The organism is Sneathiella sp., assembly GCF_036844445.1.
Lineage (GTDB): Bacteria > Pseudomonadota > Alphaproteobacteria > Sneathiellales > Sneathiellaceae > Sneathiella.
Genome location: NZ_DAIUFV010000001.1, coordinates 232,550 through 253,867, shown reverse-complemented (window position 1 = coordinate 253,867; position 21,318 = coordinate 232,550). Strand labels below are relative to the sequence as shown.

The 21,318-nt window shown below is 59.7% G+C and carries 20 protein-coding genes and 1 pseudogene; all 21 read right to left on the bottom strand.

Annotated elements, in window-relative coordinates; all coding sequences use genetic code 11:
• Positions 1-8: 8 nt before the first annotated feature.
• Positions 9-962: a PDR/VanB family oxidoreductase gene (locus V7Z56_RS01150; protein ID WP_334127504.1), complete on the bottom strand. Its 954-nt coding sequence runs from the start codon at positions 960-962 to the stop codon at positions 9-11.
• A gap of 15 nt (positions 963-977) precedes the next feature.
• Positions 978-2,297 carry a TRAP transporter large permease gene (locus tag V7Z56_RS01145; RefSeq protein WP_334127503.1) on the bottom strand — a complete coding sequence of 440 codons (1,320 nt, stop codon included), beginning with the start codon at positions 2,295-2,297 and terminating at the stop codon, positions 978-980.
• Positions 2,298-2,299: 2 nt separating this feature from the next.
• Positions 2,300-2,824, bottom strand: a complete 525-nt coding sequence (locus tag V7Z56_RS01140; RefSeq protein WP_334127502.1) for a TRAP transporter small permease — start codon at positions 2,822-2,824, stop codon at positions 2,300-2,302.
• A 159-nt stretch (positions 2,825-2,983) separates the two neighbouring features.
• Positions 2,984-4,048 (bottom strand): TRAP transporter substrate-binding protein DctP, encoded by a 1,065-nt coding sequence (dctP, locus tag V7Z56_RS01135; protein WP_334127501.1) that lies wholly within the window; start codon positions 4,046-4,048, stop codon positions 2,984-2,986.
• Positions 4,049-4,180: 132 nt separating this feature from the next.
• Positions 4,181-5,269, bottom strand: coding sequence for an aromatic ring-hydroxylating dioxygenase subunit alpha (locus V7Z56_RS01130; protein ID WP_334127500.1), 1,089 nt, complete (start codon positions 5,267-5,269; stop codon positions 4,181-4,183).
• A gap of 37 nt (positions 5,270-5,306) precedes the next feature.
• Complete coding sequence (locus V7Z56_RS01125; protein ID WP_334127499.1) at positions 5,307-6,011, bottom strand: enoyl-CoA hydratase/isomerase family protein; 705 nt, start codon at positions 6,009-6,011, stop codon at positions 5,307-5,309.
• Between the two features lie 2 nt (positions 6,012-6,013).
• Positions 6,014-7,228 carry a CaiB/BaiF CoA transferase family protein gene (locus V7Z56_RS01120; RefSeq protein WP_334127498.1) on the bottom strand — a complete coding sequence of 405 codons (1,215 nt, stop codon included), beginning with the start codon at positions 7,226-7,228 and terminating at the stop codon, positions 6,014-6,016.
• Positions 7,229-7,500: 272 nt separating this feature from the next.
• A complete protein-coding gene (locus V7Z56_RS01115) occupies positions 7,501-8,856 on the bottom strand; it encodes an acetyl-CoA carboxylase biotin carboxylase subunit (RefSeq protein ID WP_334127497.1) in 1,356 nt (451 codons plus the stop codon).
• Positions 8,857-8,935: 79 nt separating this feature from the next.
• The gene (locus V7Z56_RS01110) at positions 8,936-9,157 is read right to left on the bottom strand and encodes an acetyl-CoA carboxylase biotin carboxyl carrier protein subunit (protein WP_334127496.1); all 222 of its coding nucleotides are present in this window, start codon (positions 9,155-9,157) and stop codon (positions 8,936-8,938) included.
• An 86-nt stretch (positions 9,158-9,243) separates the two neighbouring features.
• Positions 9,244-10,197: a hypothetical protein gene (locus V7Z56_RS01105; protein ID WP_334127495.1), complete on the bottom strand. Its 954-nt coding sequence runs from the start codon at positions 10,195-10,197 to the stop codon at positions 9,244-9,246.
• Positions 10,194-11,264, bottom strand: a complete 1,071-nt coding sequence (locus V7Z56_RS01100) for a vWA domain-containing protein (RefSeq protein ID WP_334127494.1) — start codon at positions 11,262-11,264, stop codon at positions 10,194-10,196. The genes V7Z56_RS01105 and V7Z56_RS01100 overlap by 4 nt, the downstream gene beginning before the upstream one ends.
• Before the next feature lie 7 nt (positions 11,265-11,271).
• On the bottom strand, positions 11,272-12,045 hold the full coding sequence (locus tag V7Z56_RS01095; RefSeq protein WP_334127493.1) for a MotA/TolQ/ExbB proton channel family protein: 774 nt from the start codon (positions 12,043-12,045) through the stop codon (positions 11,272-11,274).
• Entirely contained in the window at positions 12,046-12,186 is a 141-nt protein-coding gene (locus V7Z56_RS01090; RefSeq protein WP_334127492.1) for a hypothetical protein, read from the bottom strand.
• Positions 12,183-14,189, bottom strand: coding sequence for an SUMF1/EgtB/PvdO family nonheme iron enzyme (locus V7Z56_RS01085; protein ID WP_334127491.1), 2,007 nt, complete (start codon positions 14,187-14,189; stop codon positions 12,183-12,185). The genes V7Z56_RS01090 and V7Z56_RS01085 overlap by 4 nt, the downstream gene beginning before the upstream one ends.
• Positions 14,176-15,672, bottom strand: coding sequence for a hypothetical protein (locus V7Z56_RS01080; RefSeq protein WP_334127490.1), 1,497 nt, complete (start codon positions 15,670-15,672; stop codon positions 14,176-14,178). Before V7Z56_RS01080 ends, V7Z56_RS01085 begins: the two co-directional genes overlap by 14 nt.
• Before the next feature lie 9 nt (positions 15,673-15,681).
• Positions 15,682-16,902, bottom strand: coding sequence for a hypothetical protein (locus V7Z56_RS01075; protein WP_334127489.1), 1,221 nt, complete (start codon positions 16,900-16,902; stop codon positions 15,682-15,684).
• A 28-nt stretch (positions 16,903-16,930) separates the two neighbouring features.
• Positions 16,931-17,638 carry a hypothetical protein gene (locus V7Z56_RS01070; protein ID WP_334127488.1) on the bottom strand — a complete coding sequence of 236 codons (708 nt, stop codon included), beginning with the start codon at positions 17,636-17,638 and terminating at the stop codon, positions 16,931-16,933.
• A 472-nt stretch (positions 17,639-18,110) separates the two neighbouring features.
• On the bottom strand, positions 18,111-18,800 hold the full coding sequence (locus tag V7Z56_RS01065) for a nitroreductase (RefSeq protein ID WP_334127487.1): 690 nt from the start codon (positions 18,798-18,800) through the stop codon (positions 18,111-18,113).
• A 9-nt stretch (positions 18,801-18,809) separates the two neighbouring features.
• Entirely contained in the window at positions 18,810-20,135 is a 1,326-nt protein-coding gene (locus V7Z56_RS01060) for a TRAP transporter large permease (protein WP_334127486.1), read from the bottom strand.
• Positions 20,132-20,635 (bottom strand): TRAP transporter small permease, encoded by a 504-nt coding sequence (locus V7Z56_RS01055; RefSeq protein WP_334127485.1) that lies wholly within the window; start codon positions 20,633-20,635, stop codon positions 20,132-20,134. The genes V7Z56_RS01060 and V7Z56_RS01055 overlap by 4 nt, the downstream gene beginning before the upstream one ends.
• Before the next feature lie 56 nt (positions 20,636-20,691).
• Positions 20,692-21,318: pseudogene (locus V7Z56_RS01050) on the bottom strand (TRAP transporter substrate-binding protein DctP); the annotation flags it as partial.

Below are 21,318 nucleotides of genomic sequence, written 5' to 3'. Positions count from 1 at the left end.
CCCTTCTTTCAAAGATCAAGTTCAAGTATGGGAGAGCGACTGCCAGAGCAGCATATCATGATCACCTCGCCCGATTTTTTCTCCGTCTCGGTCAGGAAGTAATCCTTATGGTCGGGCTCACCGGCAATCACGCGCGTCAGGCACTCCCCGCAAAGACCGGATTCGCAGGAATAGTCAGGATCGAGCCCCGCCTCGCGAAGCGCCTGCAGGATCGTCTGACCTTCCCGCACCTCAACCTCCACATTGCTTTTGACCGCTCGCACCGTGAAACCGCCGGACGCCGCAACTTCTTCGCCCTGAAAGCGCTCGGTATGGAGCCGCGCAGGGTCAAGACCGGACGTGGCTGCCTCAAACGCCGCAATCATGTCGAGCGGACCGCAGCAGTAGATCTCCGCCTCGTCCGGGGCCGCGGCAATGATTGCCGCAATGTCGCAAGATTCGCGCGGCGTTTCGTCGCTGAAAGACAGATGGACCTTTCCCGCAAACTCAGGCGCCGACAGTTCGGCAAGAAAGGCCGCCCGCGCGCGGGAGCGTGCCCGGTAATGCAGCTCCCAGCTTCTCCCGAGCGCCTCCAGGCAGCGGATCATCGCCCGTATCGGCGTGATACCGATCCCGCCGGCAATCAAGACCGAATGGGTCGCCGTCTCACTCAGGGGAAAGGCGTTGGCAGGAAGGCTCGCTTCAACCCGCTCACCGACGCGCAGGCGGTCATGGATCCAAGCGGAGCCGCCCCGCCCTGCCGCCTCCCGCTGCACGGCGATTTCATAGCGGCCCTGCATCGCCGGATCGTTGATGAGGGAATAGGAACGGCTCAAGCCCTCGCCAAAATGCAGGTTGATATGCGCGCCCGGAGTGAAGGCGGCAAGCGCGCCGCTAGGGACCGCGCGAAGCTCGATCCGCAGGATATCAACCGCCTCATAGGTGATCGAATAGACGAAAAGCTGCTGTCTGGTTTGGGACATAGTCACTTCTGCGGATCAGTTCATCATTTGCGAGGGAAGCCACGTCGAGATCGCCGGAAAGGCGATAATCAGGCTGAGCGTGAAAAGCTCGATGATGACGAAGGGGATGACGCCTGCAATGATTGTTTTCGACGGAATGCGTCGCTCCGACGCGCTCATGACGGCGAAGAGGTTAAGGCCGACCGGCGGCGTGATGGCGGCGATCTCGATCAGCTTGACGACGAGAATGCCGAACCAGATTTCATCGACGCCGACGCTTTGCGCGATCGGAAAGAGGAACGGGATCGTCACCAGCAGGATCGACAGCGTATCGAGAAACATGCCGAGAATCAGGTAAAGGATGGAGAGCACGATCAGGAACTGCAGCTGCGTGAGCTGCCATTCCGAGACGAGCGCCGTCACCTCGTGAATGAAGCCGCCGAAGGTGAGAAAGCGCGAAAAAAGGAGCCCGCCAATAACGATGAAAAAGAGCGTCGCCGTGGAGCCCGCCGAGGAACGGACCACATGCCAGAGCTTCTCCAGATTGATCTTGCGGCGCATCACGGCGATCAGCAGCGCGCCGGCCGCGCCGACTGCCCCGGCCGATGAGGGGAACATCAGCCCCGTATAGATCCCGCCAAGTACGATGACCATCAGAAGCACCGCCGGGCCGATGCTGACCAGCGCCTCGAAATTAGAGATCCGCGCCGCCGTCTCGGAGAGGCCGTGCCGGGGCACGAGCGATGGCCGGACGCGGACAAGAACACCGATGCCGAAAATATACATCACCGCGGTCAGAATGCCGGGCAGGATGCCGGCAATAAGCAGCGCGCCGATGGAGGCTTCGGTCAAGAGGCCGATAATCACCAGGCTGATGGAGGGCGGGATCAGCGCGGCGAAGGTGCCTGCCGCGGCAATGCAGCCCGCGCTGATGCCAAGGTCATAGCCGAATTTCCGCATCTCCGGCAGCGCGATGCGGGTGAAAACGCTGGCATTCACGATGGTCGATCCGGAGATCGCCGCGAAAATGGCCGAGGCGACGACGGTCGCCATCAGCAGCCCGCCCCGCACGCGGCCAAGCAGGCGGTTCGCGAAGGCATAGAGTTCCGTCGTGATTTCCGCCGCCGAGGCGAGCGCCCCCATCAGCAGGAACATCGGAATGATGGCGAAGGAATAGTTGCTGAGAATGGTATAGGGGAGCATCTTGACGGTGGTTTCAAGAAAGCTGAACCCGCCGACATACCACATACCGGCCATCCCGACGACCATCAGCGCATAGGCAACCGGTATGCCAAGCGCGCCGATAAATAGGATGGCAAGCGTCCCGCCGAACCCGAGGAAAAGCGCTTCGGACATCATCAGTCTCCCGTTTCTTCCGCGTGCTGACCGCCATCGCTTTCGATCCAGTGCGGTCGGCCGAGAAGGGCAAGGACGAACTGTCGAAACACCTCGACGGCCGCAAGGGTGAAGCCGACCGCGAAGAGGATTTTCCACGGATAGATCGGGAAGCTGTAAAGCGTAATTGCGACCTCCCGCTCCGCGACACTTGCGAGCGCCAGAAGCCAGCCGCCATATGCGAGAAAGCCTGTGCAGAAGGTTGCGAGAAGGAGGGAGATAATCTCCGTCACCCGGCGAGTTTTCGGACCAAATCTTTCGGAGAGAATATCGACCTGGACATGGCTTCGCACGTAATGGGCATACACAATCGCCATGACGACGCACACGGCAAGCGAAATCTCGACTATTTCATTGGCCCCGGTGAAGGGTTTACCGACTACCAGATACGCGATCACGTCGGCGGTGCTGATGGCCATCATGAGAAGCATGGATATTCCGGAAACAAGGATCGCCGCCCACAGCAGACTGCCGTATTTTTTTCTCATCTCTACGTCCAGGGTTAATTACTATTCTCAGGGGGACGGGCCTCTCGATCCGGTGCCTAGTGCGGCCTGGGGAAAAAAGGTGACCGGCCGACAAACGGACAACGGGAGGACTCCATTTGTCGGCGGCCCCTCGCCTTTCGGCATCTGCAACCGGGGCGTTCAGTTCAGTTCTTTGGCGCGCGTGCGGATATAGTCGGCAATCCGGCCAGCAACCTCATATTTATCAGTGCCTTTCTGCTGCTCGACCCAGATATCGAGGAAGTCCGGTATTTTTTCTTCCAGCTTGCGCTGTTCTTCTTCCGGAAACTCGACGAGTTCGACACCAAGCGCGTTCATTGTCTCGATCGCCTTGATTTCTTCCTTCTCACCGACTTCATAGCTCCGCGCCTCGGCTTCTCCCGCAAGTTCGGCTACGAGATTGCGGAGATTCTCGGGCCATTTGTTGAAGTAAAGATCGTAATTGATGATGATCGGCCAGGTCGCCCCGGCGCCGAAACTCGCCTTGCTGACATATTTCGCCTGCTCATACATTTTCTGGCTGACGATGGCCGAATAGTTGTAGAAAACACAATCGATCCGGCCACGTTGCAGCCCTTCGTAAATCTCGGCCGGCAGCACGGTCACACCGACGGCATCCACGGCTTCCCAGACTTTCGGATGATACGCGCTGAACTGGCGGATTTTCTTGTTTTTGAGATCATCGACCGTTGCAACCGGCTCGGTGCAGGCGACGCGGAAATTCGGCACCGCATTGAAGTAGAGCGGCCAGATACCCAGTGCTTTCCATTCCTCCTGCACTTCGGGGAATTTCTCAAACACCTCGCGCGTCAGGATGGAGGCCTGTTCGGAGCTGGCAAAGGTCAGGGTGCCGAGCAGCGAATTGGGCATCGTGTTCAGCGGAATGGCGCTCGGATAATAACCTTGCGCGTCTGCCCCCATCGGAACGGCGCCGCTGCCAACGGCATCAAACACCTGCTTCGGACCGACGAGGGAGCCATTCCAGAAAATCTGCGACGTTACCTGTCCGTTGGTGCGCTTTTCAAGCTCGCTGAAGAACCATTTATCGACCTGCTCGGACCAGATATATGTCTCCGGCAGCGCATGCGCGACCTTCAGGTTCGTTTTCGGATAATCCTCCGCCGCCGCGCAAGAGACGGTAACCGCAAACGCGATGGCGGTCGCGCCGGCAATGCGTCCAAGATATGATATCAAATTGCTTCCCATTGTTGTCTCCCTGCCTCAGTTTCATTTTGTATATTTCTGTCACGCTCGCGGCTGCCCGGCCGTTCCGGGATCAACCTCCGCCTCCCCGCGATAGGCTTGCGCCCGCCCGAGACGAACAGGCGCCGCCTTTGCTTACACCGCGTGTTCGTGCATCTCCTTGCGATACATCGCATCGAGAATTTTGCGGCCCGCCGCGAGCGGCAGATCCGATTTCAGCAAAACCTCCCGATAATCGCCGTCGGGGAGTTCGCACATTTCCTGCTGCTTCTCGATTGCCCAGATATCTTCCTCGAACACAACGCGCAGCAGCTCCTTCGCCCGATCGACTGCCCGCACCTTCGGATCACGCCCGCTCATCTGCCCTTTCGGCATGTTCACGACGTAGGTGTATTTGTGCGAGCGCCGGTCGATCGGCGTCAGAAAGTGGTAGTTTTTCAGGGTCTTCGGGTCTTTGTTTTCAGTCCGCCCGCCGGCGGGCCAGAGGGTTCGTCCGGCAATAATGATGCCGGGTCCGACCATCGTCTGAATACTGTGGCTGTCGGCCATTTTATGCGTCAGGAGATCGGCGAAATCATCGGACTGCGGATAATTGTCCACCTGCCGGGTAACCGTGACGCTGTCACAGCCGCAGGTCTCCCCCGTGGTCATATCGAACTTGATATCGCTGTCTGCGCTCTGGCCGATGGTATTGCCGTGCAGGGGATAGAAATGCGTGATATCCAGCGCGTTCTCGATCATCAGGATCGAGTTGCCCTTGATATAGAGCTCACCGGTAATATGCTCCCAGTCGGGCGAGACGATCTCAGGCGTCGCGGGCGGGCGGATATTGCCGATCTTCTCGGCATCCCCCGGCCATACCCAGACGACGCCGTCCTGCTCGATCACCTTGTAGGGCAGCAGCCGCGCCCTTTTGGGGATTGGCGCATCGGGCGCGGAAGGGATTTTAACACACTGGCCTTCGGAATTGAAGGCAAGGCCGTGATAGGGGCATTCGACAATGCCACCTTCGAGAAAACGGCCTGCCGATATCGGCATGCGCTTGTGGCAACAGCGATCATCGAACGCGACCACCTCGCCTTCCGCGGTTCTCCAGAATACCAGCACCTTTTCGCAAATGACCTCGCGGCGCAGGACTTCGGTTTCAAATTCCTCGGAAAAGCCGGCCTTGTACCAGGCATTCCGGATCATGATATCTACTACTTTCAGGTCGTCAGTACTCATTGCAATGCCTCCTTTGCCGGCTTTTATGATGGGCCGCCTAGACGATGGCGGCTCCCTGCCCCTCCGGATAACGCGAATATCCGAAGGATCGGCCGTTCCCCTGCTCAATGGATTGTTTGATGTGCCTGATGGTCGCCTTCGGCAGATCGGCGATCGCCGCCGCGAGTTGATCGATGAAAGGCGGGAGCTCCTCCCCCTCCATCCGATGCGTGACGAGACCGCGCCGATGCGCCGTGTCCGCGTCGATCCGCTCCGACTGAAGGATCATCTTCATCGCGTGATCGGGACCGATCCGCGCGGCGAGACGGCTGTTGCCAAGCGAAACGCCGAGCAGATTGAAGCCCGGAAAGCCAAACACGGCGTCTTTGGCGGCGATACGGTAATCACAGGCGACCACAAGATCTGCGCCCGCGCCGACCGCCGCCCCTTCGACATGGGCGAGCGTCACGAAGGGCGCCGCGGCGACCGTCTGCAGCATCGCCTCGATCTCCACGCCAAGCGTTGCATGATCCACCCGCGTCGCGCTCGCCATCATCGAGCGATCGAACCCCGAACAGAAATGCCGGCCGCGCCCGCGAATGACAAGCAGCTTCGTTGCGTCATTATAGGATGTGATGAGTTCGCGCATCAGCGCCGCGACCAGTTCCCGGTTGATCGCATTGGCGATATCGGGCCGATTGAGGTAGATCGTCTTTACCCCGTCTTCCCGCCATTCAGTCTCAACTATATCTTCGCTCATCATCGCTACGCTCTGCCTCTACCCGTCCAGTCCGCGAGAACCTCCGCGGTATGGGCGCCAGACTGCGCCGGGTCATGGAAAATACGGAATTCATAGTCACTGAGGGCCACCGGATTGCCCACCGTCGGCACCTCGGCGCCGTCGGGCAGCTTCATTTTATGGACGAGATTTGTCGCCTGCACATGGTCGGAGGAAAGCGCTTCGGCATAGTCATTGATCGGCGCGGCGGGCACCTGGGCGGCATCGAATTTTTCCAGCCAAACCGAGGCGGAGCTTTTGGAGAGTATCTCTGACAATACCTCCTCCAGCTCCACCTGGTTCTCGGCTCTGGCGCCTGCCGTCTTGAACCTCGGATCAGTGGCCAGTTCCGGGGCCTCCAGTACATCGCAAACACGATGCCAGAGGCGATCGCTCCCCGCAGCGAGAATAAACCATTTGCCGTCGGCGCCGAGATAGGCCTGGTAGGGCGCCGCCTTTGGATGGCGCGACCCGAGCCGTTTCGGCAGCACGCCGCTGCCCCAGTATTCGCTGGTCTGCAAATTGGCGAGCGACAGCATGCAGGAATACATGGAGACGTCGACGCGGCCCGGCTTACCCGTCCTCTCGGCCCGGCGAAGCGCGGTGACGCAGGACAGCGCCGCATAGACGCCGGTGCCGTAATCGGCGAGCGCAACGCCGCATTTCACGGGCGGGCCGTTCTCCTCTCCCGTCACGCTCATGACGCCGCTCACGGCCTGAATGGCGACATCGAACGCGCCGCGATCGCGCGCGGGGCTGGTCTGGCCATAGCCGGTGACGGAGCAATAAACGATCGTCGGGTTCAGCTTGACGACGTCGTCATAGCCGAGGCCAAGGCTTTCGAGGACGCCGGGCCTGAAATTCTCGAGCACGATATCGGCCTCGCGGCAGAGCGCCCTCGCCTGCTCAAGTCCTTTTGGGTCTTTGAGGTCGATACCGACACAGCGTTTGTTACGATTGAGGATCGCGAAATTCATGCTGAGGCCGAGATTTGTCTCGCTCGCCCCGACCAGCGGCGGCCAGTGCCGCATCGGCTCCCCTTCAGGGGGTTCCACCTTGACCACATCCGCGCCCCAGTCGGCAAGCAGCATCGTCGCGAAAGGGCCAGCGGCAAAATGTCCGAATTCGAGAACCCGCACCCCTGCAAGCGGCGAGCTTTCCTCTGTTTTGTTCCGGAGCGCGTCTTCTTTTTGGTACATCATGCGGTCTCACTTCCGGTCAACGGGAACCCTGATTCCTCCACCTGAATTCAGAGTAAATTCAATATAGATTGGAGTCAAGACGATTCATGAACCGCTAATGTAGAGGATGCTTGAAGCGGGGCAGAGGGAGATCGCGCCGTGCCTTTTTGGGTTTCGCAAGCCGGTGACGCGCGCCAGCTAACCCCGGAAAACGTCCGATATTCGGCATTTATCCGACCATCCGACGGGGCGCGGATATTGTTTATTCCATAGAATTAATCATTAAGTGCCGGCTAGCTTTTCCGATTTTCAACGTAAGCCGTCGTGAAATTCACCGCGGCGAAATCGGGATCGTCCAGCACCTCGAGGAGGAAGCCGATGTTGTTGCCGGGGCCAATTATTTCCGTCGCCTCGAGGGCTGCCCGCATCCGTTTGATGGCCGCGCTCCGGTCCGCACCGTAGGCGATGAATTTCGCAATCATCGGATCGTAAAAGGGGGTTATCCTGTCCCCCTCGGTGACACCTGTGTCAATGCGGAGGTCAATGTCGGCGTCGGGAAGCTGCAGCCTCTCCAGCACGCCGGGCGATGGCATGAATTTCTTCTCCGGTCGCTCCGCATAGATCCGGCATTCGATGGCATGACCGCCGAGCCGGATGCCCTGCTGGGGGACGCCCGTCAGATCACCCGTCGCAGCCTCAATCTGCCAGCGGATAAGATCGGTGCCGGTCACGCGTTCGGTGACTGCATGCTCGACCTGGATGCGGGTGTTCATTTCCAGAAAATAGAATGTGTTGCGGTCGCAGTCATAAATGAACTCGACCGTGCCCGCACCCCGATAGGACTGATGGCGAACCAGCGTAAGCGCGGCGCGGCGCATCGCCTCGCGGATCTCATCCGGCAGGCTCGGCGCCGGCGCTTCTTCGATGATTTTCTGAAAGCGCCGCTGGATACTGCAATCGCGATCAAAGAGATGAACCCCCTCGCCGTTGCCGAAGCCGAACACCTGAATTTCCACATGCCGCGCGTTCGCGATATAGCGCTCAAGAAAGACGGCCGCGTCGCCGAACATCCGCTCGGCGAGCTTCTGCGTTGTCTCGATCTGACTGTCGAGCTCCGCCTCGCTTCCGACAATGCGCATACCGATGCCGCCGCCGCCCGCCGCCGCTTTGACGAGCAGCGGATAGCCGATGTCACGATCAATGGCGGGTCTGTCGAGGCCCTCACCTGGCGCTATCCGCCCGCTTCCGGGGGTCACCGGCACCTTGAGCCGGCGTGCGAGATCGCGCGCCCGCTCCTTGTCGCCCATAGTCTCGATAGTCTCCGGCGCAGGCCCGATCCAGATATATCCCGCCGCCTCCACGGCGCGGGCAAAGCCCGCATTCTCGGCGAGCAGGCCATAGCCCGGATGTACGGCGTTCGCGCCGCTCCTTTTCATGACGTCGAGAATGGTGTCGATCTTGAGATAACTCTGGCTGACCGGTGGCGGCCCGATCTCGAATGCCTCATCGGCGAGGCGGACATGCAGCGCGTCCCGGTCCGCTTCCGAATAGACGGCAACGGTCCGAATTCCCATCGCGCGGCAGGTGCGTATGATACGGCAGGCGATCTCGCCGCGGTTGGCGATCAGCAGCTTTTCAACAGAAGCCATCTTCTTCTTCATTCTCAACTGGGTGTGGCGGGAGACCCGTGCCCCAATTAGACACGGAAACGGCCGGACGTGCGGCCCGTCAGCTTTCGATGGTGCACAAAAGCTGGTCTTCTTCGATGGCATCTTCGGGGCTGACCAGAATGCTGCCGATCGTTCCTGCGGTCGGCGCTTCGACGGGGATTTCCATCTTCATGGATTCGAGGATCATGATGACGTCCCCGCTCTCCACCCTGTCGCCCACCTTCATTTCCACTTTCCAGACGGAACCGATCACCTCGGAAGTAACATTTGTCGTTGTCATTATTCGTTTCTCCAGATTTGTACTCAACGCAGCGGTAGCGTATCCGCGCGCGGCGCAGAGCGCAATCATACTTTAAGGCGCGCTCCCTACTGGCGGGGCATGGCGAGGAAGGTGCCGTTGCTGCGACGTGTCATTTCGCGCATCAGGGTGCCGAAGCGGTCCGTCGTTCCGCGTGCAACAAAACCAATCGCATGAATGCGCGCGATGGGACGGCCGGTGACACGGTTGGTGTTATACATCACCAGCCGGTCGAGCACGGCGTCATAGTCGCGGCCGGTATAGTCATCGCCGAGCACATAGATGGAGAGGCTGACACCGGGCTTGGCGTAGGTCTGCAAGGCGACCTCCAGCCCTTCGACTGGGCTGCTGTTGGAACTGGTCCGCCAGGAGGAGAACGCATTGAACATGCCGCTCCGCCGCGCCGGCGTGTCGGGGATCCACTGCCCCTTGTAGGAGGGAATAAGATGCACCCCGTTGTCGTTCAGAACCTGAAATCCTTTCACCCGCGGATGAATGGTGAGGATATTGTTCATTACCCGCATGACGCTGCCCCAGATCGCCTGCATACTGCCCGAGGTGTCGACAATGAAAACGATGTAATCGCTGTCGACGGGGATGCCGCCAACCTCGTCATCGCGCTTTTCGGGAACGGTGTTGGGGCGGATCGACGCCCGGTTCAGCGATTCTTCGACCAGCACCAGTCCTTCCAGATCGTCGCGCGCCTTGGCCTCGGCCTGCGCGGCCGAGGATTTCTCCTCTTCGAGCTGTTCGATGGTGTTCTGCATATCGCCGATCAGCGCGCGGCTTCCCGCCTTTTGCCCCTCAACCGTCGCGACCCGCTCATCGAGATCGCTGATGAGGCGCTCCGCCCGGGTGATCTGCCCCATGATCTCGCGCGCCTCATCAATACCGCCGGAAAACTCCCCCTCGCCCGGCTTCGAGATCAGAATCAGCAGCACCACGGCGCCGAAGCCGCAGGAAACGAGATCGAGGAAGGAGAGGCTGAAAATCTCCAATGTGCGATTGCGCCGTCGTCTCATGGCCAGCTCGCCGCCGGGCTGATCAGCAGCCCGTTTGTTGCATAGGTCCAGTTCCAGAACGCCGGCGCGGCCTTCGGATCCCCTTCCAGCGGCAGCAGGATCACATTGACCGGGCGGCCCTGATGCACGCCGTGCTTCCGGATTGTGTGCTGAAAAAGCTGCAGGCGGCAGTCGCCGGAAATCGTCGTGCCCTGCCCGAAGAGGGAGCTGCATTTGGCAAAGGGGTTGAGCGATGCGAAATTCGACGTGCCCGCCGTCGGCAGGCCGTCGGTGACGACATAATAGTTGGTCGGCGCTAACGAGTGTCCATTGACCGTCTCAAGGACGGCTTCAAGGTTCGTGGCGCCGGTCGGGACAATGCTTTCGATCTGCTGGAAGACGCTTTGTATCGCCGCTCCGTCCGATCCCGCGAACCAGTCGCCGGGTCCGATCGCGAAGGCCTTTTCGTTAAATCCGATAAAGCGCGCCTTGGAGGATTTCGGAATACGGTTCGCGAGCCACTTCACAATCCGGATGGTCCGCTGCCATTTCGGACCGCGCTTTTTATCCGCATCCCCGCCGACCTTCCGGCTGATGATATCAACCAGCGTCTCGTCAGTCATCGAGGCGCTGGCATCAATCAGAAAGGCGATCCGCGCGCCTTCGACCGTCAGCCCGAGAAGATAAGTCTCCTCCCCGCCCTGATCGCTCTCTACGGGATCATCCTTCTGAAGCGGCGGCTTCTTGACGATCTCTTCCGTGACGGTCTTTATCTCAGCAATCTTCTCTTCCGTCCGGCTTTTGAACTCATTGATAGATTCGGTCAGATTCTCACTCTGCCCGGCGAGCGCGGCGAGCCGCTGCTTCAGCTGCTCCAGCTCCTGCTCTGTCCGCTCGAGCGTGATCTCGCGCTCCTCCAGCTTATGATGACGGATGTCGAGCTCCTGCTTCAGGCTGTCAATATTGACCGGACTTTCTGCCGGCTGTGTCTTCACGAGGATCAGGATCAGAATAGCCGCGCCGAGCCCACAGGACATCACGTCCAGGAACGACAGGCTGACGCCTTCTGTGTCGCGGCGGTTTCTCAAGGCGCACCTATTTGCTGATGCGGTTCAGCAGAAATTTCTCGCAATATTCCTGCGTCTTGATGAGCTCGCCGTCCTGCAGGCGCTGCAGCGCATGCAGCAGCAGCATCAGCGGGATCGAGAGAGAGAGCGCAACAAGGGTGGAGTTGAACGCGACGCCGAGGCTGTCTGTCATTTCCGTAATATTGCCCTGCAGCGCTTGGTCGGCCTTGGTCAGCGCGGCGCCGATGCCGCGCACGGTGCCGATAAAACCGAACGACGGGATCGCCCAGATGACATAACGGATCATCGTGTTGCCCGCATCCTGACGCAGCGCAAGCCCGTCGATGCTGAGCGAGATGGCCTCCGACGTGCTGTGCACATCATCGGTCATCAGATAGCGCCGGATGCTGGCAAGCAGCGTCTGCACCACGGGCGTTGCGATAATTTTCTCGGGCAGTTGTTCGATCTCCTGCATGGTTTTGCGAAGAGTGAGTTTTTCATCCTCCTCCGCATTTGCGTCCAGCATTGTGCCGAGGAAGTCGATCTCATATAGATGATTGTCGTTCAGAATGCCCCAGAGCTTTGCACCGAGGAGAAAAAGGCTCCACAGCGCGAGGGTGACACAGACCTGCTGCTCCCAGTCTTTCATGATGACGGCAAAAACCTGCGGCGCGGCGCCGCCGGTGGCGCGCGCTTCTGCTATCACCCGCTCGGCCTCCGGCAGGATGAAAATCGCATAAAGGATCCAGACCACCACCGCCGAGAGAAGCAGCGCGAGCGTCGAAATGATAAAATTGCGCATCTAGATATCCACCGGAAAGGCAACAGGTGTGTTGAGCGAAATATTACCGCTCGTCTGTGCATAGGCATATTGCAGCAGCGCCGCACCGCCGAGGATTGCGAGCAGCGTGATGATCAGCCGCCTGGACTTGAACCGTTTCATTTTGCCTCCCCATAAAGATAGCGGGCAACACGGAAGCCGATCATATCGCTTCCCGCGCTGCCGGAGCCGCGATAGGCGGGGCGGATCTCGGACAATGTGCCCGAAGCAAAGCTCGCCCCCTTGTAGAGATGGTTGTCCCCTGTCTGCTCGCCGAGCGGATCGCGCAGGACCTGCCCTGCCGGGGGCGGGATCAGGCTGTAATAATCATGCACCCATTCGGAGACATTGCCAAAGAGATCGTAAAGGCCGATTTTATCGCGGGCGAAGCTCGCGACCGGCGCGACGTCGGCATAGCCATCCAAATAGCCCGGCACGTAGAAGCGCGCCTTTCCCTTGGCGGATTCGTCGGCAATATTACCGGTTCCCTTCGGGATGACCGTCTCATCGCCCCACGGGAAAATTGTCTGGCGGCTGCGGTTCGCCTTACGGGCAAGCCACTCCCATTCCGCCTCGCTCAGCAGGCGGTAGCCCGTCGACTGCGCATCAAAGCCGCGATATCCGCGGGCATCAAACCGGTAGAAAGGCGCCAGCCCCTCCTTCTCGCTCAGCCAGTTGCAAAAGCGCGCCGCCTCGTCCCATGAAACATTGGTGACGGGGTAGCTGTCGCCCTTCTGCCGCTTGTTCTGAAACTGGCTAAACTCTGCTTCCGTCACCTCGCGCGCGGAGACATAGAAATGCCGCGACATCTCGACCTTGCGCTCGAACTCATTTGCCCGCTGGCCCTTTTCACTGCGCGGTGCGCCCATGGTGAATCCGGTCGGCTCGAAGAGCCGCATTTCCATACCAAGGCTGTTGCTATAGACCGGCTTTGCCGCCGAAAGCATCGCGGCCTGTTCGGTTTGCAGCAGGATATCGAGACGGCGCACAGTGTCACCCTCGACCGTGAGCGTTTGTTTGACGCTGCGATAGCCCGCGCGGGAGACGACAAATTCATGCGCCATCGCTGGCAGCCGGACCTTGAGCGGCGTCTCACCGGCCGGTTTCCCGTCAATCATGACCGTCGCGGGCGGGGCCGAGGTGATATGCACCTCGCCGATTTTGAGCGCGAGATTGAAGCTGACTGCGCGCTCCTCCCCCGGCTTCAAGGTGACTTCCTGTTCCTGAAAACCATATCCGTCTTTTGCGTAGCGAAGATGATATGTCTGCCCGGCGGCGAGTTGCTGCTTTTTGCCGGCGCTGATCGATTTACCGTTAAGCGTGAGCCGCCCGCCGGCGGGCGAGGCGTCGATGCGGAGAAAAGCGGGGTTTGTCTGCAGCCGATAATTGCGTGTTACCTCGCTCTCGCGGTAGCTCACCTCGATCACATCCTCGATGGGCGCATACCCCTCCTTCTCGATCAATACCTCGTATCGCCCACCCGCGACCTCGATCTCAGTGGGAAGGTCGCTGATGGGTGCGCCGTTGAAGAGAACGGCCGCATCCTTCGGCGTGACATCGAGGCGAATGAGGCCCTTGACCCGCTCAAACGTCAGCTCATCCGCGAGCTTCTCGCCGCGCACCAGATCATAGCGCTTCTCAAGCGGCGTATACCAAGGATGCTCGGCGCGGATCACGTAGCTTCCGGCCTCAAGTTCCGCGGCGAGGGAGGGCGCGGAAGAAACCGGCATACCGTCAATAAACCAGTTAAATACCTCTTTAATATTCGTCGCGGTGATATTGAGCTCGGCCGGCAGCGGACGGAGCGTGAGACGCACTTCCGATCCCTCCTCAGCGGGTTCGATCACCCGCTCAAGAGGCTCAAAGCCGGGCGCCCGCGCCTCGATCTTCGGATAGCGCGTGAGCGAGAAGAGGGCGCCCTGAAAATAGATGGCAAGTCCGCGCGTTGCCGAGACATCGGCCGCCTCTGCCGCCTCGGGGGGAAGAATCTGCACGGGTGTTGCCCGGGTCATCAGGACACCGCCCGCGACAACCAGCAGAAAGCCGCAACAGAAAATGACAAAGCCGAGCATGAAAAGCCGCTGACGCCGCGCGGCTTTTTCAATCTGTCGCCTAAATTCGCTCATCGCTTATGACCGTGACCTCGACCTGATTGTCCTCAGGCGAAATGGTGACCGGCACGGCTTTCGTCCGATATCCCTCTCTCCGCCCCTCAAAAACATATTGCCCCGGTTTCAGCCGGATCCGGTAACGATCCACCTGCCCGACCTGCCCGACGCTCCGGACACTGACTGTTGTCAGTTTATCGGAAACGACCCAGACTTCAATTTCCCTGTTCTGGCGCGCAATCGCGGCCTGCAACGCGTCGATATTCCGCGCAAGCGACGCACTCATCGCGCGGAAGAGATCCGCATCGCCAACCGCGCGCTCCGCTTCCGCGCGGACGTTCGCGGCTGACAGGCGTTCCGGGCTTTGCAAAAGACGCGTCACCTCCGCGTCATGGCGGAGGATCTGCTCAACCATCGAGATTGTCTCAAGAACTTCCGCATTATCGGGATAGAGCGCTGCCGCATCCTGATAGAAGCCCATCGCTGCCGGCCAGTTATCCTCTCGGATCGCCGTATCGCCGTTTTTTACAAGCTGGCGGAAATTGATTTTACGCGTGAGATCCTGCAGGGCAGCGGAAAGATTTTTCGTCTCCTCCCGCGCCGGGAAAAGCGCCGCAGCCTGTTTATAGACCGCGTTCGCCGCCCCGACATTTTCCCGCTTAATCGCCTCGATGCCGCTGGCGATAAGGCCGGCGTAGCGCCGCTCGGCCAGTTCGCGTTCGATCTCCGAGACCCGCTCCCGATAGCTTACCCTTTGGTCATCGAGACGGACAATCTCGCGGGAAAACGCAAGCTCTTCCTCAAGGTCATTTTCAACCTTTGCGACACGCGCTTTCTCAATGAGATCAAGAATTTCGGGCAAGTGTGTGATCTTCTGCAGCAGGTCATTTGCCGCCCCGTCACCAGGCTTCAGGCCGAGTGCGCGGTTCACCTCAAGCAGCGCGCCGTTATAGTCGTCCGCCTCATAGGCTGCCGCTGCGCGCATCATTGCCTCAAGATACGCCGCTTCATACGCCTCAACCGCCGCGGACGCTGCGCTCAAAAGCTCATTCGCCCCCTCAAACGCGCGGTCCGTCGCGCCGTTTGCAAGGTTCGTGATGACGCTGTCTTTGGCGCGGGCAAATTCATCCTGCACGGCCACGTTCCATGCCGCAAACCCTGGGGCGGTGATCGTTGGTTCAAACTGCTGCTCATACCGGCCGATCGCCTGCACGACCTCATCGCGGCTCCGGGCGGGCTCGCTCGCGGGCGGGCGTTCGGTCGCGGGTGGAAGGCGGACGACGGGCGGCTCCGGCGTCTCGGCCACATCTTTTGTGAGCGGGCTCGTATCGTTTCGCGCGCCCGCCTGTTCAGCAGGGGGCGAGCCGAACGTCGGAAGTCCCTGCTGGGCCACGAAAATGGCGGCCACACCAGCGAGAATGAGGATGATCACCGCTCCCAGCAGGATCATCAATTGCCGGCGAAATCGTCGGCTCGCCTCTTCCAGCTTCTGTTCCAGCATGGTGACCGATTACAATTGTCTCTGCGGCGTTTTTTCCTGATCATATATTTCTTTCAGGAAATGCCGCCATTCGGAAAACTGTTTCTCCGCGCTCCCGGTCAGCTCCTTTGTCTGGCCCTCAAATTCGACAACCTGCGGGGCAAGCTCGCTGTCGAGCGACTTGCCAAGCTCTTCCAGCGTCTCGGCGTGAAACTTCGTCTCGTTGCTGGTCTTGAAGCTTTCCGAAAAGAGCATGATCGAGCCGATACCCGCCGCGCCCGCGCCAACCATCGCACCGGTGGAGCGCGCATAGTTGCCGCTGTTGTGGCTCGCCGCGGCAAGACCCACACCGAGAATTGCGAGCAGCACACCGCCTACCACCTGCGCCGTCTGCCGGGACTTCGCTTCGCTATAGGCGATTTCCGCTTCCTGCGCCTGCTTCAGCCACACCGCGTAGCTTGGCGACATCTGCGCATTGAAGCTTTCATAATGCTGCTGCAGATTATCGATATAAAGCTGGTCTCGGACGCGGATGGCGCGGATACGCTCGACCATCGGATCATTCTCAGCCGGCAGGCTGACCAGCTCAATCCGCCCGTTGCTCGATTTCATATGTTCGGCGAATGCCTCCTCCGAGAAGTTAGCGCCGAAGCGCATCTCGGTGACGGATTTCAGCAGCGCAAGTTCGGTTGCATCGGCGGATTTCAGCTTTGCCACAAGATCCGCCGCCGCCTCTTCAAAGACGGGATCATAGGGGTCTTTATCCTTGTTGCGAATCGACTGGTGGAAATTCTCCGGCACTTCATGATCATAGTCTTCGTCATACCACTTCACGCCGGAGATATCGAAGACCTCAACCTCGATCTCGACATCGAGGCCGTTCGATTCAATGATCTTGCCCATCACATAGAGATCGCCCGTCGCTTCCGTGCCGGGCGCGACGCGGACGGCGCCGAACTGCCCCGTCGCCTCCAGCTTCTCTTTCAGCTTCAGCGCAAAGCGGACCGCCTCGGCGCGGCGGAGCTCGGGCCAGATTCTCTCTTCCTTCTGCTCTTCATAGCTCGCAGGGATGCCCGGATCGAAGACCGGAATAATGACGTCAAGCTTCGGTTTCGCCGCGACGGGATCGACTTTCGCCGCCGCCATCATCTCGCTCGAAACCTTCGGCCCGACGCGCGTCGACATGCCGGGCGTGACGCAGCTCGTCAGAAGGAAGCAGAAGCTCACCAGCAAACCGAGCATTTTTCGCATTATCTCAATTCCTTTCGTCACCCCCGCCCTATTTCTGGGGTATCCCTTTCAGCTTGCGATATTCGTTCCAGAGCCGCGCACTCTTTTCAGGGTCCGGCTCGTTCATCGCCGCCTCGCGCACCTTTTGCTGGAGCACGCTGTCGTTATCCGAAGGCGGAATGTCTTCCGGCGCCCGGCCGCTCCCGCCCGCCGTTACCGCAGGCGACTGGCTTTGCCCGGTCATGCTCCCCGACGGACCACTCTCCTGCTGGCTGACGTGCGGGCTATCGCCGGAGAGCTGGCCGCTGGGGGCCGAGCTTCCCCCGGCCGCATTGCTGGCGGATGCGCTGCTTTTCTCCGTCCCCTCAATGCCGGAAGCGGCAGCCGATGAGACAGCGCCCTGCCCGCTTGCGCCGCCGCCCGCGCCTCCGCCATCCGCGCCGGCCGAACCGCCACCACTCCCGCCTCCGCCTGAACTGCCACCGCCCGATGCGGTGCTCGCCGCGGTCGACTGCTGCAGGCAGTCATCATATTTATTGAGAGATTTATGCAATGCGCGGTCCATCCGCGCGAGAATTTCCCGCTGGGTCAGACCTTCGGTTTTCCTGTAATCGACGCCATACTCCTTGCAATCTTCTGCGGAAGAGCCGCTGACCGCCGTCTGCGCCGCCGCCGGATTGATGCCGGCGAGCAGGGCGACAACGCTGAGGGAAGCGATGGCCGAACAAAAATCTCGCATGGCACGTGTAACTTTCATCCTTCTGATCCGGAATATGGGTAAAACCCTAACACATGGCAATTTTTAGGAAAAGGCTCTTCCCCGGCCGCCGGACCGGCGAAAACATAACCCGCAACGGATGACACAAAGAGATCGTCTTAACCTGAAACGGCGGTGTGCGAAAAGTCCGTCGCAATTTTTACGGCCGGCTGTCAAATAAAATGCGCGCCTGCAACCCGGTTACAGCCGCCGCGCGAATAGGATCGCAGCTACCGTATCTGCATTATCCGAAGCCACGGCCCGAAGGAAACGCGCCCTCGCCCGGCGCGGCGAGATTGCGATAGTGTGAAAGCGCAAGGCGACCATCTCTCCCTTCCCGACGCGCCTGCCTCATCGCGAATGGGTTTCAGATTAGCGGCCTTTATGTAAATATATTATCTTAAAAAAGAGCGTTTGACAAAAAAAGAGAGAGACCCTTTCGGGCCTCCCCGGAGGCAAAAATCGGAAACTGCTAGTCAAGGAAGGTGCAGTAGTCCGACAAAGCCAGCTTTTCCGTGAAAAGCCGGTTTTCGGGGGCGCTTGGATCGGCGTAGCCGATTGAGAGGCCGCACACCAGCAACTCCTCCTCCCCCATCGGGAGGATTTCACGTATCACCTTGTGATACCATGTAAAGATTGCCTGACCGCAGGTATCCAGCCCCTCGCCGCGCGCGCCGACGAAGATATTTTGCAGGAACATGCCGATATCCATGAAGGTGCCGGTCGCAAGACGCCGATCAAAGCTGACAAAGATCCCGACCGGCGCGCCGAAGAAGCGGAAATTTTCTTCCATCTGGCGATCCCGCCCCGCCTTGTCGGAGCGCTCGATGCCAAGCAGGCTGTAAAGCGTGTGCCCGACGCGCCGCCGCCGCTCCAGATAGGGCTCGAACCACTCCGTCGGGTAATAGTCATACTCCGGCTGATGCGCCTCCTCGGGCTCGGTTGCAATCGCCTTCAGGATCCCGTCGGTGATCCGCTGCTTCGTCGCATCGCGCACAACATAGACTTTCCACGGCTGGATGTTATGCCCGCTCGGCGCATAGCCTGCGCCCGTCAGGATCCGGACCAGCGCATCCTGCGGTACCTCGGTTGGCAGGAAGCGGCGAATTGAGCGCCGGCTCGTAATGGCGGCATGAACAGACGGCATGTTTTCTACGGTCATTTCGATCCCTTATTTAAACGCAAGAGGAAGCCAGGTCGCGACCAGTGGCCAGAAAATAACGAGGGCGAGAACGAAGAGCTCGATCCCGAGGAACGGGATAACGGCACGGTATATCATCCCCAGCCGGATCCATTTCGGGACAACGCCCTGCATAACAAAAAGCAGCAACCCAAATGGCGGCGTCAGCAGGCTGATCTCCAGCGAGACCAGCATGATAATGAGGAGCGCCAGGAGATCTACATTGCTGGCCGCGGCAAGCGGCAAAAAGAAGGGAAGCGTCAGCAGCATCATGCTCACCTGATCCATGAACGCGCCGAGGAACAACAGCACCGCCACGATCAGGAACAGGGCGCCGAGGGTGCTGAGCTCCCACGATCCGATGATGCGCAAAAACCCTCCCGTCGCGCCGGAAATCTGCAGGATCTGGCTGAAGGTTGCCGAGCCCGCAATGACAAAGAGGATCATCGTCGTCACCTTCGCCGTCTCGCGAAGCGCCTTCATCAGCGTCTTGAAATCGAGCTGGCGATAGCAAAGACAGGCGATTACTGCGGCAATACAGCCAAGCGCCGCCGATTCCTCGGGGGTTGCAATCTTGAAGATAATGCTGCCGACGACAACACCGAAGATCAGCAGCAGCGGCACCACATCCGTGAAAAATCCGCGCCACGCGCGTCTCCGGTCGACCTCAGGCTCATCATCGGCACCGACCGGGGCAAGCGATGGATTGAGCCAGCAGCGGACAATGATATAGAGTGCGAAGAGCGCCGCCATCAGAAAGCCGGGCACGACACCGGCGAGCAGCAGATCCTTGATAGAGCCTTCGGCAAGGCTTGCGAGCAGGACGGCGAGCGCCGAAGGCGGTATCAGCATGGCGATTCCGCCCACGGCCATGATCGAGCCCATGGCGAGCGTCGGGCTGTAGCCCCTCTCCAGCTGCTCGGGCAGCATCACTTTGCCCATGATCGCCGTGTTGGCGATGGTCGAGCCGGTGAGCGCGGAAAAGACCGTGCCGGACGTCACCGAGACGATGGCGAGGCGCCCGGGAAGCCGCCGGATCAGCGGATCAATCGCCCGGATGGCGCGGTAGGCGACACCGGTCTGGAACATAATCTCGCCCATCAGGATAAACAGGGCCACGGGGACGAAACTGAATTTGGTGATGGAGAGGACGAACTCCATCGGCATGCTGGAGAGGCCAATCTCGCCGCGGAGAAAAAAGAAAACGCCGACGATGTTGACGGCGAAAAAGGCGAAGGCAACCCAGGCGCCGGTGAGCATCAGCAGAACCACCCCGCCGATCAGAAGCAGCAAGGCGCTGTACCATTCCATGATCATGATGAGACTTCCTCCGTAGCATCAGAGCCGCCGCGCCAGATACGGAGCAGGAATTCCACGGCGCAAAGGAGAAAGGAGGCCACAAAGATCACCAGCAGATGCCACTCCATGACCACGAGGACCTGCCGCTGTGCGGAGCCGAACTCATACGCATCGATGAGATTGCGCAGGCCATAATAGACAAGGATCAGGCAAATACCGGCACCCAGAATGTCGAGCAGGATCTCCAGATATTGCGAATTTTTCCTGCCGATAATAGAGAGGAGGATATCGACGCGGATATGCGCCCCGAGCCGCAGAACCCAGGGCGCCCCCATGAACACTGCGACATAAAGCGCGTATTCGATAATTTCCTGCATGCCCTTGATCAGAGGCAGGCCGAGCTTTCGCAAGATAAGGTCAAGAACTATCAGGATCGCGAAAAGTCCGATCACCACGCCCGAGATATTCGAGATCACCCTGTAAAGCCGACCAAGGCCATTGTCCAAATGCTTGATCATTACAAATCTTTCCGGATCGACCGGGCGGGAATGTTCCCGCCCGGCTGTCCGTTTGCTTATTCGTTGGTGAAGAGCGGGCGCAGCGCGGCGGCCTGCTCGGCGTTGATCGCAGCGATACCGGCCCAGCCCGCATCACGTGCGCCGGCAAGCCAGACTTTCGCATCCTCGCCGGTAAATTCGATGACTTCGAATTTGAAATCTTCCACCTGCTGCTTGCGCGCGGCAACGACGTCGGCGGCATCCTGCTGACCGGACTTCGCCTCATGCTCAAGGGCGACTTTCTGGAGGAGATTGCGGGCATCTTCGGACAGGCCATCCCACATCTTCGCATTGACGAGAATCTGGAAATCAACCTCATAGAAGCCGGGATCGACACGGTATTTCGTCACCGTTTCCCATCCCGGCCGCGTGCCGGTGATCGGCCAGCCATAGCCGACGATCGTCCCGTTTTCCATCAGCGGGAAAACGTCCGTGGAATCGGTCTGCTGGGTTGTCGCGCCCATATGCTGGAAGAAATTCGTATAGGTCGGCGCGACGCGCAGATGCAGGCCTTTCAGATCCGGCTTGTCGATCGCCTTGCCGGGCGCGAGGTAGAGATGGAACGGCACCCCGTAGTGGAGACGCGCGATCGGCAGCAGATTGACTTCCCGGTGCAGCTTGCTGATGTACTCCCAGCCGCCGTT